The following is a 15,338-nucleotide window of genomic DNA, read 5'->3' as shown; positions in this document are numbered from 1 at the left end:
ATATGAAATGCCAGTAATTACTCTTCCTGATGGCAGCCAGCGCGTATTTGACCGTCCGGTCAGCGTGATGGACATTGCGCTGGATATCGGTCCGGGTCTGGCGAAAGCCTGCATTGCCGGTCGCGTCAATGGCGAACTGGTGGATGCGGTTGATCCGATCACCAGCGATGCGCAGGTCGCCATCATCACCGCGAAAGATGAAGCCGGTCTGGAAATTATTCGTCACTCCTGTGCGCACCTGTTAGGGCATGCGATCAAACAGCTGTGGCCGAATACCAAAATGGCCATCGGTCCGGTTATCGATAACGGCTTCTATTATGATGTCGATCTCGACCATACGCTGACCCAGGAAGATCTTGAGCTGCTGGAAAAGCGCATGCACCAGCTGGCTGAGACCAATTACGACGTCGTGAAGAAGAAGGTGAGCTGGCAGGAAGCGCGTGACGTGTTTGCCGCGCGGGGCGAAAGCTACAAAACCACTATTCTCGACGAAAACATCAGCCATGACGATCGTCCTGGCCTGTATCACCATGAAGAATACATCGACATGTGCCGCGGTCCGCACGTGCCGAATATGCGTTTCTGCCATCATTTTAAACTGCAGAAAATCTCCGGAGCCTACTGGCGCGGCAACAGCGACAACAAAATGCTGCAGCGTATTTACGGTACGGCCTGGGCAGACAAGAAACAGCTGGCGGCGTATCTGCAGCGCCTGGAAGAGGCCGCGAAGCGCGATCACCGTAAAATCGGTAAGCAGCTCGATCTCTACCATATGCAGGAAGAAGCACCGGGTATGGTATTCTGGCACAATGACGGCTGGACTATCTTCCGCGAGCTGGAAGTGTTTGTGCGCACCAAGCTGAAAGAGTACGACTACCAGGAAGTGAAAGGTCCGTTCATGATGGACCGCGTGCTGTGGGAAAAAACCGGGCACTGGGACAACTACAAAGAAGCGATGTTCACCACCTCTTCCGAGAATCGTGAGTACTGCATCAAACCGATGAACTGTCCGGGTCACGTGCAGATCTTTAACCAGGGTCTGAAATCGTACCGCGACCTGCCGCTGCGTATGGCGGAGTTCGGTAGCTGTCACCGTAACGAACCGTCAGGTGCGCTGCACGGTCTGATGCGCGTGCGCGGCTTTACCCAGGATGACGCCCACATCTTCTGTACTGAAGATCAGGTGCGTGATGAAGTGAACAGCTGCATCCGCATGGTCTATGACATGTACAGCACCTTCGGTTTTGAAAAAATCGTGGTGAAACTGTCGACGCGCCCTGAGAAGCGCATTGGCAGCGATGAGATGTGGGATCGTGCCGAAGTGGACCTCGCCGAAGCGCTGAAAGAGAACAACATTCCGTTCGAATATCAGCCGGGTGAAGGCGCCTTCTACGGCCCGAAAATAGAGTTTACGCTGCACGATTGTCTCGACCGCGCCTGGCAGTGCGGCACCGTTCAGCTAGACTTCTCCCTGCCGAAACGTCTGGACGCCACCTACGTGGGCGAAACCAACGATCGTCAGACGCCAGTGATGATTCACCGTGCGATTCTGGGTTCGATGGAGCGCTTCATCGGGATTCTGACCGAAGAGTTCGCCGGTTTCTTCCCGAGCTGGCTGGCGCCGGTACAGGCAGTGGTGATGAATATCACCGACGGCCAGGCAGAATATGTCAGTGAATTGACGAAGAAATTGCAGAATGCTGGCATTCGTGTCAAAGCAGACTTGAGAAACGAGAAGATAGGCTTTAAAATCCGCGAGCACACATTACGTCGCGTCCCTTACATGCTGGTCTGCGGTGAGAAAGAGGTGGAAGCAGGCAAGGTTGCCGTGCGCACCCGCCGTGGTAAAGACCTCGGGAGCATGGACGTAGATGTGTTTGTTGAGAAGCTGCAACAAGAGATTCGCAGCCGACATCTTCACCAATTAGAGGAATAAGGTTATTAAAGGCGGAAAACGAGTACAACCGACGCGTCCGAACCGTATCAACGGCGAAATCCGTGCCACCGAAGTGCGCTTAACTGGCGTAGACGGCGAGCAACTTGGCATTGTCTCACTGCGCGAAGCGATTGAGAAAGCAGAAGAAGCTGGCGTAGATTTAGTTGAAATTAGCCCGAACGCCGAACCGCCGGTTTGCCGCATTATGGATTACGGCAAGTTCCTTTATGAAAAGAGCAAATCTTCTAAGGAACAGAAGAAGAAGCAAAAAGTTATCCAGGTCAAGGAAATCAAATTCCGTCCTGGTACCGATGAAGGCGACTATCAGGTAAAACTCCGCAGCCTGATTCGTTTTCTGGAAGAGGGCGATAAAGCCAAAATCACGCTGCGTTTCCGTGGTCGTGAGATGGCGCATCAACAGATCGGTATGGAAGTGCTTAACCGCGTGAAAGAAGATCTGAATGAACTGGCAGTGGTCGAATCCTTCCCGACGAAGATCGAAGGCCGCCAGATGATTATGGTGCTCGCACCTAAGAAGAAACAGTAGGCTTTCAAGTAATAATGCCGCGTAGCGTTCGCGCTGCGCGGATTTTTATTCGCCTGTCTGGTTCATTTTATTAACAATGCGAAGTGGATATTTGTAAAAATGCCAAAGATTAAAACTGTACGTGGCGCCGCAAAGCGCTTCAAGAAGACCGCTTCTGGCGGCTTCAAGCGTAAGCACGCAAACCTGCGTCATATTCTGACTAAAAAGTCTACTAAGCGTAAACGTCACCTGCGTCCAAAAGGCATGGTGTCTAAAGGCGATCTGGGTCTGGTTGTTGCCTGCCTGCCGTACGCATAAGTTAACCCTTTTTTAATTCCCCGATAGATTTCGGGTTGCAGTCAGGCGGCAAAGAAATGAATCCTGGAGCTTACATCAGTAAGTGCCTGGGATGAATGAAGGCAGCCAACGCCACTGCGGCACGAAAGATGATGGGGAAATCACAGAATATGATATAGGAGAGCTCACATGGCTCGCGTAAAACGTGGTGTAATTGCTCGCGCACGTCACAAGAAAATCTTAAAACAAGCTAAAGGCTACTATGGTGCACGTTCACGTGTTTACCGCGTTGCCTTCCAGGCTGTTATCAAAGCTGGTCAGTATGCTTACCGCGACCGTCGTCAGCGTAAGCGTCAGTTCCGTCAGCTGTGGATCGCACGTATCAACGCTGCGGCGCGTCAGAACGGTATCTCTTACAGCCGTTTCATCAATGGCCTGAAAAAAGCGTCCATTGAAATCGACCGTAAAATCCTCGCTGACATCGCTGTATTCGACAAAGTGGCATTCACTGCACTGGTTGAAAAAGCAAAATCAGCTCTGGCGTAAGTCAGGTAAAAAAGGGAGCTTGCTCCCTTTTTTATTGCCTGCAACCCACGCAAATGATTGACATTTTAGCCGCAGGGCATTTCAATAGTGCGGTTTCTATCAAGACAAGGTAACGCAAGCATGCACGCTGCTATTTTCCGTTTCTTTTTTTACTTTAGCGCCTGATCGTCAGGGGCTTTTGCGCATAAGAAAAGAAACGAAAAATCGCGCTGAAAGCCTCCCTCGTGGAGGCTTTTTTGTTTCCGGCGACACTTAATCGGATCGCACGATCCCAACGAGAACTGACCAGCCCGGCTGGAAGAAGAGGAAATCATGTCCCAACTCGCAGACCTGGTGGCCCGTGCCACGGCCGCCATCGACGAGGCGTCGGATATCGCCGCCCTGGACGCCGTGCGCGTCGAATTTCTGGGTAAAAAAGGGCACCTGACGCTGCAAATGACCACCCTGCGTGAACTGCCGGCGGAAGAGCGCCCGGCGGCCGGTGCGGTCATCAACGACGCCAAACAGCAGGTACAGGACCGTCTCAATGCGCGTAAAGATACGCTGGAAAGCGCGGCGCTGAATGCCCGCCTGGCGGCTGAGACTATCGACGTGTCGCTGCCGGGACGCCGTATTGAGAACGGCGGTCTGCATCCGGTGACCCGCACCATCGATCGTATCGAAACCTTTTTCGGCGAGTTGGGTTTCGCGGTGGCGACCGGTCCGGAAATTGAAGACGATTATCACAACTTTGATGCGCTGAATATTCCGGGCCATCACCCGGCGCGCGCCGATCACGACACCTTCTGGTTCGATGCCACGCGCCTGCTGCGCACCCAGACTTCCGGCGTGCAGATCCGCACCATGAAAAATCAGCAGCCGCCGATTCGTATTATCGCGCCGGGCCGCGTTTACCGTAACGATTACGATCAGACGCACACCCCGATGTTCCATCAGATGGAAGGTCTGATTGTCGATAAAGACATCAGCTTCACCAATCTGAAAGGCACGCTGCATGACTTCCTGAACAACTTCTTCGAAGAGAACCTGCAGATTCGCTTCCGCCCGTCCTATTTCCCGTTCACCGAACCGTCAGCAGAAGTGGACGTGATGGGTAAAAACGGCAAATGGCTGGAAGTGCTGGGTTGCGGCATGGTGCATCCGAACGTACTGCGCAACGTGGGCATCGATCCGGAAATCTACTCCGGCTTCGCCTTCGGTATGGGCATGGAGCGTCTGACCATGCTGCGCTACGGTGTGACCGATCTGCGCGCCTTCTTCGAAAACGATTTACGTTTCCTCAAACAATTTAAATAAGGGCAAGTTATCCAATGAAATTCAGTGAACTCTGGTTACGCGAATGGGTAAATCCAGCCCTGGACAGCGCCGCGCTGTCTGAGCAAATCACCATGGCCGGTCTGGAAGTCGACGGCGTCGACCCGGTGGCAGGCGCGTTTCATGGCGTTGTGGTGGGTGAAGTGGTGGAGTGCGGCCAGCATCCGAACGCCGACAAACTGCGCGTCACCAAAATCAACGTCGGTGGCGATCGCCTGCTGGATATCGTCTGCGGCGCGCCAAACTGCCGTCAGGGCCTGAAAGTGGCGGTGGCGACTGTTGGTGCGGTACTGCCGGGTGATTTCAAAATCAAAGCGGCAAAACTGCGCGGTGAGCCGTCAGAAGGCATGCTGTGCTCGTTCTCCGAACTGGGGATTTCTGACGATCACAACGGTATTATCGAGCTGCCAGCCGATGCGCCGGTGGGCACTGATATTCGCCAGTACCTGCAGCTGGATGACAACACCATCGAAATCAGCGTGACGCCGAACCGTGCCGACTGTCTGGGCATCATCGGTATCGCGCGTGACGTGGCGGTGATTAATGGCCTGCCGCTGCAGGCGCCGGTCATCGAGCCGGTTAAAGCCACCATTAGCGACACCTTCCCGATTCGCGTTGACGCCACCGATGCCTGCCCGCGCTACCTGGGCCGCGTGGTAAAAGGCGTAAACGTGAAAGCTGAAACGCCGCTGTGGATGCGCGAAAAACTGCGCCGCTGCGGTATCCGCTCGATCGATCCGGTAGTGGATATCACTAACTACGTGCTGCTGGAGCTCGGCCAGCCGATGCACGCCTTCGATCTCGACCGCATTGACGGTGGTATCGTGGTGCGCATGGCGAAAGAGGGGGAAACCCTGACGCTGCTCGACGGCAGCGAAGCGACCCTCCACAGCGATACGCTGGTGATTGCGGATCACCACAAAGCGCTGGCGATGGGCGGCATCTTCGGCGGTGAGCACTCCGGCGTCAACGAAGCGACGCAGAATGTATTGTTTGAGTGCGCGTTCTTCGATCCGCTGGCGATCACCGGTCGTGCGCGTCGTCATGGTCTGCATACCGATGCTTCCCACCGCTACGAGCGCGGTGTCGATCCGGCGCTGCAGCATAAGGCGCTGGAGCGCGCCACTCAGCTGCTGCTGGCGATTTGCGGCGGCGAAGCCGGCCCGGTTATCGATCAGACCGATGCCAGCAAACTGCCGGCTCGCGCCACCATTACGCTGCGCCGTGAGAAGCTGGACCGCCTGATTGGCCACGTCATTGCGGATGAGCAGGTGACCGATATCCTGACCCGTCTCGGCTGTGACGTCACCGTCGGCAACGGCGAATGGCAGGCCGTCGCCCCGAGCTGGCGCTTCGATATGGCTATCGAAGAAGACCTGGTCGAAGAAGTGGCGCGCGTATACGGCTACAACAACATTCCGGATGTGCCGGTGAAAGCCAGCCTGCTGATGACCCAGCACCGTGAAGCCGATCTGTCGCTGAAGCGTGCCAAAAACCTGCTGGTGGATAAAGGCTATCAGGAAGCGATTACCTACAGCTTTGTCGATCCGAAAGTGCAGCAGCTGCTGCATCCGGGCGAAGAAGCGCTGATTCTGCCCAGCCCGATTTCCAGCGATATGTCGGCGATGCGCCTGTCGCTGTGGACCGGTCTGCTCGGCGCCGTGGTGTATAACCAGAACCGTCAGCAGAGCCGCGTGCGCCTGTTTGAGAGCGGTTTACGCTTTGTGCCTGATACGCAGGCCGATCTCGGCATCCGTCAGGATCTTATGCTGGCGGGCGTGCTGAGCGGTAACCGCTACGAAGAGCACTGGGATCTGGCGCGCCAGACGGTTGACTTCTATGATTTGAAAGGCGATTTAGAGTCGCTGCTGGATTTGACCGGTAAACTCGACGCGATTTCGTTCCGTGCAGAAGCCAATCCGGCGCTGCATCCGGGACAGAGTGCAGGCATTTATTTAGCCGGCGAACGAATCGGATTTATCGGGGTGGTTCATCCGGAGCTGGAACGTAAGCTGGATCTTAACGGCCGCACCTTAGTGTTTGAACTGCTTTGGAATAAGGTCGCAGACCGCGTCCTGCCTGACGCGCGCGAGATCTCACGCTTCCCGGCAAACCGCCGTGACATCGCTGTGGTAGTGGCTGAAAATGTGCCCGCAGCAGATATCATCGCGGAGTGTAAGAAAGTTGGCGTAAATCAGGTAGTTGGCGTAAACTTGTTTGACGTGTACCGTGGTAAGGGCGTAAACGAGGGTGAAAAGAGCCTCGCGATTAGCCTGATTTTGCAGGATACCAGCCGGACACTCGAAGAAGAGGAGATTGCTGCGACCGTTGCCAAATGCGTTGCAGCATTAAAAGAGCGATTCCAGGCAACCTTGAGGGATTGAACCTATGGCGCTTACAAAAGCTGAAATGTCAGAGTACCTGTTTGAAAAACTCGGGTTGAGCAAACGCGATGCCAAAGAGTTGGTAGAGCTTTTTTTCGAAGAAGTTCGCCGCGCGTTGGAAAACGGAGAACAGGTAAAACTGTCCGGATTTGGTAATTTTGATCTGCGTGACAAAAACCAGCGTCCGGGCCGTAACCCGAAGACGGGGGAAGATATTCCAATCACCGCCCGCCGCGTGGTGACATTCCGTCCGGGGCAGAAGTTGAAAAGTCGCGTGGAGAACGCGTCACCCAAGGATGCTGACTGATTTCAGTATGACAAAAAGGCCGCTCAGCGGCCTTTTTTATGCGCGCAATCCCGGCAGCACGCTGCAGGCGCGGCTTTCTTTTTAGCGTAATCTCTCTACAATCAAATCTCTGTTTTCTCTGCCAATCTTACTTATGACTCTGCTGGATCAGCTGGCCCAACAGGCCGACCGTCGCAGCCGGCGCTGGCTCGGCGCGCTTACTGCCGCAGTGCTGCTGCTGCTGGTGCTCAGTCTGTGCACGGGCGACAGCTGGATTTCTCCGCTGCAATGGTTTTCTGCCAGCGGCGATCTGTTCGTCTGGCAGCTGCGCCTGCCGCGCACTCTGGCGGTGCTGCTGGTGGGCGCGGCGCTGGCAGTCTGCGGCGTGGTGATGCAGGCGCTGTTCAACAATCCGCTGGCGGAGCCCGGGCTGCTGGGCGTATCGAACGGTGCCGGCATTGGCCTGGTGCTGGCAGTGCTGCTGGGTAACGGCGCACTGTGGAGCCTGGCGCTGGCAGCGATGGCGGGCGCGCTGCTGATCACGCTAATCCTGCTGCATTTTGCCCATCGTCAGCTGTCGGCCAGCCGTCTGCTGCTGACCGGCGTGGCGCTCGGCATTATCTGTAGCGCCATCATGACGTGGGCGGTGTACTTTAGCACCAGCCTCGATCTGCGCCAGCTGATGTACTGGATGATGGGCGGCTTTAGCGGTATCGACTGGCGCTACGGCTGGATGATGCTGGCGCTGCTGCCGGTGACGCTGGCGCTGCTGGCCAGCGCCCGGACGCTTAATCTGCTGGCGCTGGGGGAGGTGTCGGCGCGGCAGCTCGGCCTGCCACTGCTGCTGTGGCGTAATCTGCTGGTGCTGGCGATGGGCTGGCTGGTGGGCGTCAGCGTGGCGATGGCCGGTGCGATTGGATTTGTCGGACTGGTTATCCCCCATCTGCTGCGCCTCAGCGGCCTGAGCGATCATCGCTACCTGCTGCCGGCCGCGGCGCTGGCGGGCGCGGCGGTACTGCTGGCGGCGGACATTCTGGCACGGCTGGTGCTCACCTCGGCCGAGCTGCCGATTGGGGTGGTCACTGCCACGCTCGGCGCGCCGCTGTTTATCATGTTATTAGTGAAGTCTTCGCGCTAGCTGCGGCTGGCACAGTGCAATCAACAACGGGAATCGACGATGAGCCTTTATCAGACAGAACTGGTTACGCTGGACGGTGAAAAAACCACGCTGGCACAGTATCAGGGCAAGGTGCTGCTGGTGGTTAACGTAGCATCAAAATGCGGCCTGACGCCGCAGTATGAGCAGCTTGAGTCGCTGCAGAAGGCCTGGCAGGACAAAGATTTCAGCGTGCTGGGCTTCCCCTGCAATCAGTTTCTCGAGCAGGAACCGGGCAGCAATGAAGAGATCAAAACCTTCTGCAGCACCACATACGGCGTAACCTTCCCGCTGTTCGATAAAACGGACGTCAACGGCGAGCAGCGTCATCCGCTGTACCGTCAGCTGGTCGCCGCGCAGCCGGAAGCCGAACGCCCGGCAGGCAGCGGTTTCCTTGAGCGCATGGAGAGCAAAGGCCGCGCGCCGAAAGCGCCGGGCGATATCCTGTGGAATTTCGAAAAATTCCTCATCAACAAACAGGGTGAGGTGATCGCGCGCTTCTCGCCGGACATGACGCCGGACGATCCGATCATTCTGAAGCGCATTGAGCAGGCGCTGGCGGCGTAATGCTGCTGCAGTGCCACGGCCTGCGCGTGCCCGGACGGCTGAGCGCGGGGGAGCTGACGCTCAGCCGCGGTGAGCGCGTGCACGTGGTCGGCCCTAACGGCGCCGGCAAGAGCACGCTGCTGACCGCGCTCGCTGGCCTGCTCGACGCCGAAGGGCAGCTGACGCTGGCCGGCCAGCCGCTGCGAAGCTGGTCGGGGGCCGCACTGGCACAGCAGCGCGCCTGGCTCCCGCAGCAGCAGCCGGCACCTGCGGCGCTGCCGGTGTGGCACTATCTGCGGCTGCACAGCCCGCCGGGCGGCGATAACGCGCAGGCGACGCTCACTGACCTGCTGCAGCAGCTTGGCTTGCAGGATAAGCTGACGCGTCCGCTGGCGCAGCTCTCCGGCGGTGAGTGGCAGCGGGTGCGCCTGGCGGCGGTGGTGCTGCAGATCCATCCGGCAATTAATCCGCGCGGTGCGTTACTGATTCTGGATGAGCCGCTCACCGCGCTCGACATCGCACAGCAGCGCGCGGTGGATAAGCTGCTGTTGCAGCTCAGCGAGGCCGGCATCGCCATTATCGCCAGCGGACACGATCTCAACCACAGTCTGCGCCATGCCGATCGCGTCTGGCTGATGCATCAGGGCCGCGTAGTCAGTCAGGGCAGGGCGCGCGAGGTGCTGACTGCCGAGCGGCTGGCACCGCTTTATCAGGCCGAATTCGTGCAGCTGGAGACGCCACAGGGGCCGCTGCTTTATCTTCCCTGACTTGCGCGCCGCGCCGCTTTGTCGCTACAGTGTCAGCCGGACGACGTTTTTAAGGACTATTCTGATGCGGCTGACCCTGTTTCTCCTCGTGTTGCTGCTGGCGGGCTGTAGCCATCATGCGCCGCCGCCCAATGGCCGTCTGTCTGACTCCATCACCGTGATTGCGCAACTTAACGATCAGCTCAGCCGCTGGCGTGGTACGCCTTATCGCTATGGCGGGTTAAGCCGCGGTGGCGTGGATTGCTCTGGCTTTGTCTACCTGACCTTTCGTGACCGCTTTGACCTGCAGCTGCCGCGCTCAACGATTGATCAGACCGATATTGGCACGCGCATCGATAAAAGCGATCTGCTGCCCGGCGACCTGGTATTTTTCAAAACCGGCAGCGGCGAAAATGGCCTTCACGTCGGCATCTATGACACCGACAATACCTTCATTCACGCCTCTACCAGCCAGGGCGTGATCCGCTCCTCGCTGGATAATGTTTACTGGCGCAAAGTATTCTGGCAGGCACGTCGCATCTAATCCGCTTAACCCATTAGTGTTAAAAAAAGGCGTAATAAACAGATGGGTTTTGAACTGATTTATTTGTTTTTTTCCGCCAGATATAACTCTCATTTAAAATGGCACTTTACCGCAATCGGGTTTGCGACTAAAAATAGACGTCAGTGAATTTAATCAGTATGGACATTAACCTGGATCATTTGGCTTAAGTATTATTTGATGCAGAAAAGTCGGTAATTAGACAGAAAACGGCGTCTCTTCTAACGTTTGGTCCTATTGCCTGACCGTTTTCATTGATATACGATGCGCCAATTGCCACTGCATCTGGCTGTAAAAAATGAAAGTCCATTTATCTGCCGACTATCAGTCGGAAACCTGGTTTTATCCTGCCTATTCTCTGGCGGGCCAGCTGACTGCGGTTGAGCTGGTCACCCAGTTTGTTCACGACAGTGCGCCGATTACGCTGCCGCAGGACTTGCTGTTGCCGCAGCTTGACGATGCCCAGCAATTACGTTTGCTGCAGAGCCAGTTAGTGCTGCTGGAAAAGTACCGTGACTTTTTTGAGTTACATCAAATTATCGCGCTGGTTCGTATTGATGAATCTATGGCCACGACGCTATTGGCCAGTGAGTTTCTCTTAAGGAAATTTAAACAACTTCCCTTTATTGTTTTGGATATCAGTGAAACGTTTCCGCAATTATCGGCTGGTAAAAAGCAGCCGCTGTTAGCACGCCTGCAACAGGAATTTCGCTTATCGCTTTCTCAATTTGGGGCAGGAAAAGCCCCGGCTACGGCAGTATACGAAAATCTGTTTAGCGTGTTAAAAATGGACAAAGCGTTTATTCATGCGCTGGCGAAACGTGCCTCATTTACGCCATTTATTCAGACTGTTATCGATAATTTTTCCGCTTACGCCCCGCAAATAATTATTTGTGGCGTTGACGATAATGCCCTGCTGGAGAAAGTCAGTTCCCTGAGCGGCGCACAGCTGCAGGGCAGTCTGTTCCCGGTGGTTAAAGCGGAACGGTTAAGCGATCTCATCTATCCGCACGTCACGCTCACCACGCCTTCACAGCAGTAACCTTTCATCTGTCTTCTCCGTCACCCCGACGGTAGACTACGCTTTATCTTTAAACGCAATGCGGGTGGCGCACCGTTGCGCACCTTCCGGAGTGTCGATGCAATTTATTAATAGCTGGCAGCAGACGTTGCCGGGATTCTACACCGCGCTGGACCCGACGCCGCTTGCTGGCGGGCGGCTGTGTTATCACAATGCCCCGCTGGCGCAGGAGATGGGCCTGGATGCCGCGCTGTTTGCTGGCAAAGGCCACGGCGTGTGGTATGGCGCAGCGTTACTTCCTGGGATGTCGCCGCTGGCGCAGGTCTACAGCGGGCACCAGTTTGGCGTGTGGGCTGGCCAGCTGGGCGACGGACGCGGTCTGCTGCTTGGCGAGCAGCAACTGGCCGACGGCCGCAAACTTGACTGGCATCTGAAAGGCGCGGGCCTGACCCCCTATTCACGCATGGGCGATGGCCGCGCGGTGATCCGCTCCAGCGTGCGCGAGTTTCTCGCCTCGGAAGCGCTGCACCATCTAGGCATCCCGACCACGCGCGCGCTGGCGCTGGCCATTGGCAACGAACCGGTCCAGCGTGAAACCCGCGAGCGCGGCGCGATGCTGATGCGCATCGCCGACAGCCATCTGCGCTTTGGTCACTTCGAGCATTTCTATTACGGCGGCGAGCCGGAGAAAGTGCGCCAGCTGGCGGACTACGCGATTCATCATCACTGGCCGCAGCTGGAGCAGGAGGCCGATCGCTACCTGTTGTGGTTTACCGATATCGTCAAACGCACCGCCAGCCTGATTGCCCAGTGGCAGAGCGTCGGCTTCGCGCATGGCGTGATGAATACCGATAATATGTCGATCCTCGGCCTGACGCTCGATTACGGGCCTTACGGTTTCCTCGATGACTACGATGCGGATTTCATCTGTAATCACAGCGATTATCAGGGGCGCTACGCCTTCAGCAACCAGCCGATGATCGGCTTGTGGAATCTTAACCGCCTGGCGCATGCGCTGTCCGGTTTGCTGAGCACTGAACAGTTGAAACAAGCGCTCAGCCATTACGAGAGCGAGCTGATGCGGGTGTGGGGCGAGAAAATGCGCGCGAAACTCGGGCTGCTGACCGCCGATGCGGGGGATAACGCTATTCTCACTGACCTGCTGGCGCTGATGACCGCAGAGCACAGCGATTACACCCTGACGTTCCGTCTGCTGAGCGAGACGCAGCAGGCAGAGACGCGTTCACCGCTGCGCGATGAGTTTATCGACCGTGACGCCTTCGACCGCTGGTATCACGGCTATCGCCAGCGCCTGCTGCAGGATGGCGTCAGCGATGCGCAGCGTCAGGCAGTCATGAAAGCGGCTAACCCGGCGCTGGTGTTGCGCAACTATCTGGCCCAGCAGGTGATCGATGAGGTTGAGCAGGGGGAAACGGCGGCGCTGGCCAGATTACATCTGGCGCTGCAGCAGCCGTTTAACGAGGCGGCTATCAGCCCGGAACTGCGCCAGCGGCCGCCGGAGTGGGGAAAAACGCTGGAGGTAAGCTGCTCCAGCTAGCAGGCATCAGAAGCGGCTGTCCACGGCAGCCGCCAGCAGCGCCAGCACCTCCGCGCTGTCATCCCAGCCGAGGCACGGATCGGTAATCGACTGGCCGTAGGTCAGCGGCTGGCCGCTCACCACTTTCTGATTCCCCTCCTGCAGGAAACTCTCAATCATCACTCCCGCCACTGCCCGCGAACCGGCACGGATCTGCGCCGCCACGTCCTGCGCCACATCGCGCTGGCGGCGATGCTGCTTCAGGCAGTTGCCGTGGCTGAAGTCGATCACCAGCTGTTCCGGCAGGTTGAAGTCGCGCAGGTTGGCGGCCGCAGCGGCGACATCTTCAGCGTGGTAGTTTGGCTGACGCCCGCCGCGCAGGATCACGTGACCGTGCGGATTGCCGCTGGTCTGATAAATCGTCATCTGCCCGGTTTTGTCAGGTGACAGGAACATATGGCTGACGCGCGCGGCGCGAATCGCATCAACCGCGATCTGCACGTTGCCGTCGGTGCCATTCTTGAAGCCCACCGGGCAGGAGAGCGCCGAGGCCATTTCACGGTGAATCTGGCTCTCGGTGGTGCGCGCGCCAATCGCGCCCCAGCTGATCAGGTCGGCAATAAACTGGCCGATCACCATATCGAGAAATTCCGTGGCGGTTGGCATGCCGATGGCGTTGATATCCAGCAGCAGCTGGCGCGCGATAGCGATGCCGCGGTTGACGTCGAAGCTGCCATCGAGATCCGGATCGGAAATCAGACCTTTCCAGCCGACTACGGTGCGCGGCTTCTCAAAGTAGGCACGCATCACAATTTCCAGCCGGTCCTTGTGCTGTTCACGCAGCAGATTGAGACGCTCTGCGTACTCCAGCGCGGCCTTTGGGTCGTGCAGCGAGCAGGGGCCGATAATCACCAGCAGGCGTGGATCTTCACCGGTCAGGATGCGCGCGATGCGCTGACGCGCGGCGGTAACGTTAGCGGCAATCGCCGCCGAAATGGGGTGTTGTTGCGCCAGCGCGGCCGGCGTCAGCAGCGTGCCGATGCGCGCGGTGCGCAGTTCATCAGTTTTGTTCATTGGGATTCTCAAAAATCTGTTCTTCGCAGCGGTGAAATACCGGGAAGTGATGATGATCACAATAAACCATTAGCCCGTGAATTCAACCAGCTAAATCAAAAGGCTATTCATTACTGACGGCAGCCAGGCTTTACAACCTGGCAGGTGAGGTCAGTACATGCTGCGGCGCAGGCCCATGATGTCGAGGATTTTGGTGGCGATCTCTTCGACAGAGTAATTGGTGCTGTTGAGATAGCGAATCTGATGGGTGCGGAACAGCGCCTCCACTTCACCGACCTCCAGCCGGCACTGACGCATCGACGCATAACGGGTATTTTCAGCGCGCTCCTGACGAATCGCCGCCAGCCGTTCCGGATCGATGGTCAGGCCAAACAGCTTGTGCTGATGGGCGCGCAGCGCAGGCGGCAGCTTTAGGTTATCCATGTCATCAGCGATGAACGGATAGTTAGCCGCGCGTACACCAAACTGCATCGCCAGATACAGGCTGGTCGGCGTTTTGCCGCAGCGCGATACCCCCAGCAAAATTACCTGCGCATCTTCCAGCCCGCGCAGCGAAATACCGTCATCGTGCGCCAGGGTGTAATCAATCGCGGCGATGCGGGCATCGTACTTGCCTAAGTTACTGGCGGTCAGGCCGTGGGTGCGGTGCGCCACCGGCATCGAGGCCACGCCCAGTTCACTCTGCAGCGGTGCCACCAGCGCCTGCACGATGTCCTGGCAGAAACCTTCGCTCTCCAGAATGATGTCGCGCACCTCCGGTGTGACAATCGAGAAAAACACCAACGGGCGCACGCCGCTCTGCTGGTAGAGCGCATTGATCTGGGCTTTCACCGCCTGGGCGCGCTGCACATTCTCCACGAACGGCAGCGTCACGCTGTTGGTATTCACCGGAAACTGTGACAGCACCGCGTGGCCCAGCACTTCCGCGGTGATGGCGGTGCCGTCAGAGATATAGAATACGCTGCGTTCAGTGCTCATGGTTGACCTCATGCTTTTGTTTACTTTTGCGTAACATTATCGCCTAAAATATTTCATTTTCACTAAGGGTAAAATGAAATATCCATATCTGGCCGGCGAATAATCTATTTTTACGCTGCGCTGATTACCCATCATAGATGAAATACCGGGTTGTTCAGCGCTAATTTCTCGCTTTTGCCCGCGCGGGCGCAAAATAAAAACGGCAAGCGTTGCGCAACAAAAAACGCGCCTAACCTCATGAAAAAGTGAAAAATAACGCATTGCCAATAGGTTGGCAAAAAATAGCTGCGTTGCGCAACAAGGCGCTTTTCGGGGAGTAATCCGATTTTAACGCTGATTTTCTGCTTTAACGATTCAACACTTAGTCTTTATTAATTGATTGTGCCAGGCTGATTTGGCGAATAGCAAAATGTTCCATGTGCTCCAATC

Annotated in this window: 16 protein-coding genes and 1 other annotated feature; of the genes, 14 read left to right on the top strand and 2 right to left on the bottom strand. The window is 56.8% G+C overall.

Annotated features, from left to right (window positions below; translation table 11 throughout):
• Positions 1-7 precede the first annotated feature (7 nt).
• The 14 genes from thrS (at position 8) to AC6I8P_RS10550 (ending at position 12,878) form a co-directional block, all read left to right on the top strand.
• On the top strand, positions 8-1,936 hold the full coding sequence (gene thrS / locus AC6I8P_RS10615) for a threonine--tRNA ligase (protein ID WP_021506250.1): 1,929 nt from the start codon (positions 8-10) through the stop codon (positions 1,934-1,936).
• Between the two features lie 4 nt (positions 1,937-1,940).
• On the top strand, positions 1,941-2,483 hold the full coding sequence (gene infC, locus AC6I8P_RS10610) for a translation initiation factor IF-3 (RefSeq protein ID WP_058757673.1): 543 nt from the start codon (positions 1,941-1,943) through the stop codon (positions 2,481-2,483).
• A 99-nt stretch (positions 2,484-2,582) separates the two neighbouring features.
• On the top strand, positions 2,583-2,780 hold the full coding sequence (gene rpmI, locus AC6I8P_RS10605) for a 50S ribosomal protein L35 (RefSeq protein WP_006118955.1): 198 nt from the start codon (positions 2,583-2,585) through the stop codon (positions 2,778-2,780).
• A 168-nt stretch (positions 2,781-2,948) separates the two neighbouring features.
• The gene (rplT, locus tag AC6I8P_RS10600; protein ID WP_010616241.1) at positions 2,949-3,305 is read left to right on the top strand and encodes a 50S ribosomal protein L20; all 357 of its coding nucleotides are present in this window, start codon (positions 2,949-2,951) and stop codon (positions 3,303-3,305) included.
• A 115-nt stretch (positions 3,306-3,420) separates the two neighbouring features.
• Positions 3,421-3,546, top strand: a sequence feature (Phe leader region).
• Positions 3,426-3,470, top strand: coding sequence for a pheST operon leader peptide PheM (pheM, locus tag AC6I8P_RS10595; RefSeq protein ID WP_121626058.1), 45 nt, complete (start codon positions 3,426-3,428; stop codon positions 3,468-3,470). It overlaps the preceding feature by 45 nt.
• 71 nt (positions 3,547-3,617) lie before the next feature.
• Positions 3,618-4,601 carry a phenylalanine--tRNA ligase subunit alpha gene (pheS, locus tag AC6I8P_RS10590; RefSeq protein WP_021506248.1) on the top strand — a complete coding sequence of 328 codons (984 nt, stop codon included), beginning with the start codon at positions 3,618-3,620 and terminating at the stop codon, positions 4,599-4,601.
• A 14-nt stretch (positions 4,602-4,615) separates the two neighbouring features.
• A complete protein-coding gene (gene pheT / locus AC6I8P_RS10585; RefSeq protein ID WP_021506247.1) occupies positions 4,616-7,003 on the top strand; it encodes a phenylalanine--tRNA ligase subunit beta in 2,388 nt (795 codons plus the stop codon).
• Between the two features lie 4 nt (positions 7,004-7,007).
• The gene (ihfA, locus tag AC6I8P_RS10580; RefSeq protein ID WP_021506246.1) at positions 7,008-7,310 is read left to right on the top strand and encodes an integration host factor subunit alpha; all 303 of its coding nucleotides are present in this window, start codon (positions 7,008-7,010) and stop codon (positions 7,308-7,310) included.
• Between the two features lie 133 nt (positions 7,311-7,443).
• Positions 7,444-8,427, top strand: coding sequence for a vitamin B12 ABC transporter permease BtuC (gene btuC, locus AC6I8P_RS10575; RefSeq protein ID WP_021506244.1), 984 nt, complete (start codon positions 7,444-7,446; stop codon positions 8,425-8,427).
• A gap of 39 nt (positions 8,428-8,466) precedes the next feature.
• A complete protein-coding gene (locus AC6I8P_RS10570) occupies positions 8,467-9,012 on the top strand; it encodes a glutathione peroxidase (protein WP_021506243.1) in 546 nt (181 codons plus the stop codon).
• On the top strand, positions 9,012-9,758 hold the full coding sequence (gene btuD, locus AC6I8P_RS10565) for a vitamin B12 ABC transporter ATP-binding protein BtuD (protein WP_125309702.1): 747 nt from the start codon (positions 9,012-9,014) through the stop codon (positions 9,756-9,758). The genes AC6I8P_RS10570 and btuD overlap by 1 nt, the downstream gene beginning before the upstream one ends.
• Positions 9,759-9,822: 64 nt before the next feature.
• Entirely contained in the window at positions 9,823-10,281 is a 459-nt protein-coding gene (locus tag AC6I8P_RS10560) for an NlpC/P60 family protein (protein ID WP_021506241.1), read from the top strand.
• Positions 10,282-10,597: 316 nt separating this feature from the next.
• Complete coding sequence (locus AC6I8P_RS10555; protein WP_021506240.1) at positions 10,598-11,341, top strand: EAL domain-containing protein; 744 nt, start codon at positions 10,598-10,600, stop codon at positions 11,339-11,341.
• A gap of 97 nt (positions 11,342-11,438) precedes the next feature.
• Positions 11,439-12,878, top strand: coding sequence for a protein adenylyltransferase SelO (locus AC6I8P_RS10550; RefSeq protein ID WP_125309700.1), 1,440 nt, complete (start codon positions 11,439-11,441; stop codon positions 12,876-12,878).
• A 6-nt stretch (positions 12,879-12,884) separates the two neighbouring features.
• Here AC6I8P_RS10550 and AC6I8P_RS10545 read toward each other — a convergent pair whose 3' ends face one another.
• Positions 12,885-13,931, bottom strand: coding sequence for a 3-deoxy-7-phosphoheptulonate synthase (locus AC6I8P_RS10545; RefSeq protein ID WP_021506238.1), 1,047 nt, complete (start codon positions 13,929-13,931; stop codon positions 12,885-12,887).
• 150 nt (positions 13,932-14,081) lie between these two features.
• A complete protein-coding gene (ppsR, locus tag AC6I8P_RS10540; RefSeq protein ID WP_021506237.1) occupies positions 14,082-14,909 on the bottom strand; it encodes a posphoenolpyruvate synthetase regulatory kinase/phosphorylase PpsR in 828 nt (275 codons plus the stop codon).
• Positions 14,910-15,338: the final 429 nt, after the last annotated feature.

The sequence above is a fragment of the gamma proteobacterium symbiont of Lampromicra miyakona genome, assembly GCF_059730895.1.
This window is presented reverse-complemented; position numbering and strand designations above follow the sequence as displayed.

Excerpts from the sequence above, each read along its gene's own strand:
- thrS (WP_021506250.1), top strand. The coding sequence starts at position 8 with ATGCCAGTAATTACTCTTCCTGATGGCAGCCAGCGCGTATTTGACCGT.
- rpmI (WP_006118955.1), top strand. The coding sequence starts at position 2,583 with ATGCCAAAGATTAAAACTGTACGTGGCGCCGCAAAGCGCTTCAAGAAG.
- rplT (WP_010616241.1), top strand. The coding sequence starts at position 2,949 with ATGGCTCGCGTAAAACGTGGTGTAATTGCTCGCGCACGTCACAAGAAA.
- pheS (WP_021506248.1), top strand. The coding sequence starts at position 3,618 with ATGTCCCAACTCGCAGACCTGGTGGCCCGTGCCACGGCCGCCATCGAC.
- pheT (WP_021506247.1), top strand. The coding sequence starts at position 4,616 with ATGAAATTCAGTGAACTCTGGTTACGCGAATGGGTAAATCCAGCCCTG.
- ihfA (WP_021506246.1), top strand. The coding sequence starts at position 7,008 with ATGGCGCTTACAAAAGCTGAAATGTCAGAGTACCTGTTTGAAAAACTC.
- btuC (WP_021506244.1), top strand. The coding sequence starts at position 7,444 with ATGACTCTGCTGGATCAGCTGGCCCAACAGGCCGACCGTCGCAGCCGG.
- AC6I8P_RS10570 (WP_021506243.1), top strand. The coding sequence starts at position 8,467 with ATGAGCCTTTATCAGACAGAACTGGTTACGCTGGACGGTGAAAAAACC.
- btuD (WP_125309702.1), top strand. The coding sequence starts at position 9,012 with ATGCTGCTGCAGTGCCACGGCCTGCGCGTGCCCGGACGGCTGAGCGCG.
- AC6I8P_RS10560 (WP_021506241.1), top strand. The coding sequence starts at position 9,823 with ATGCGGCTGACCCTGTTTCTCCTCGTGTTGCTGCTGGCGGGCTGTAGC.
- AC6I8P_RS10555 (WP_021506240.1), top strand. The coding sequence starts at position 10,598 with ATGAAAGTCCATTTATCTGCCGACTATCAGTCGGAAACCTGGTTTTAT.
- AC6I8P_RS10550 (WP_125309700.1), top strand. The coding sequence starts at position 11,439 with ATGCAATTTATTAATAGCTGGCAGCAGACGTTGCCGGGATTCTACACC.
- AC6I8P_RS10545 (WP_021506238.1), bottom strand. The coding sequence starts at position 13,931 with ATGAACAAAACTGATGAACTGCGCACCGCGCGCATCGGCACGCTGCTG.
- ppsR (WP_021506237.1), bottom strand. The coding sequence starts at position 14,909 with ATGAGCACTGAACGCAGCGTATTCTATATCTCTGACGGCACCGCCATC.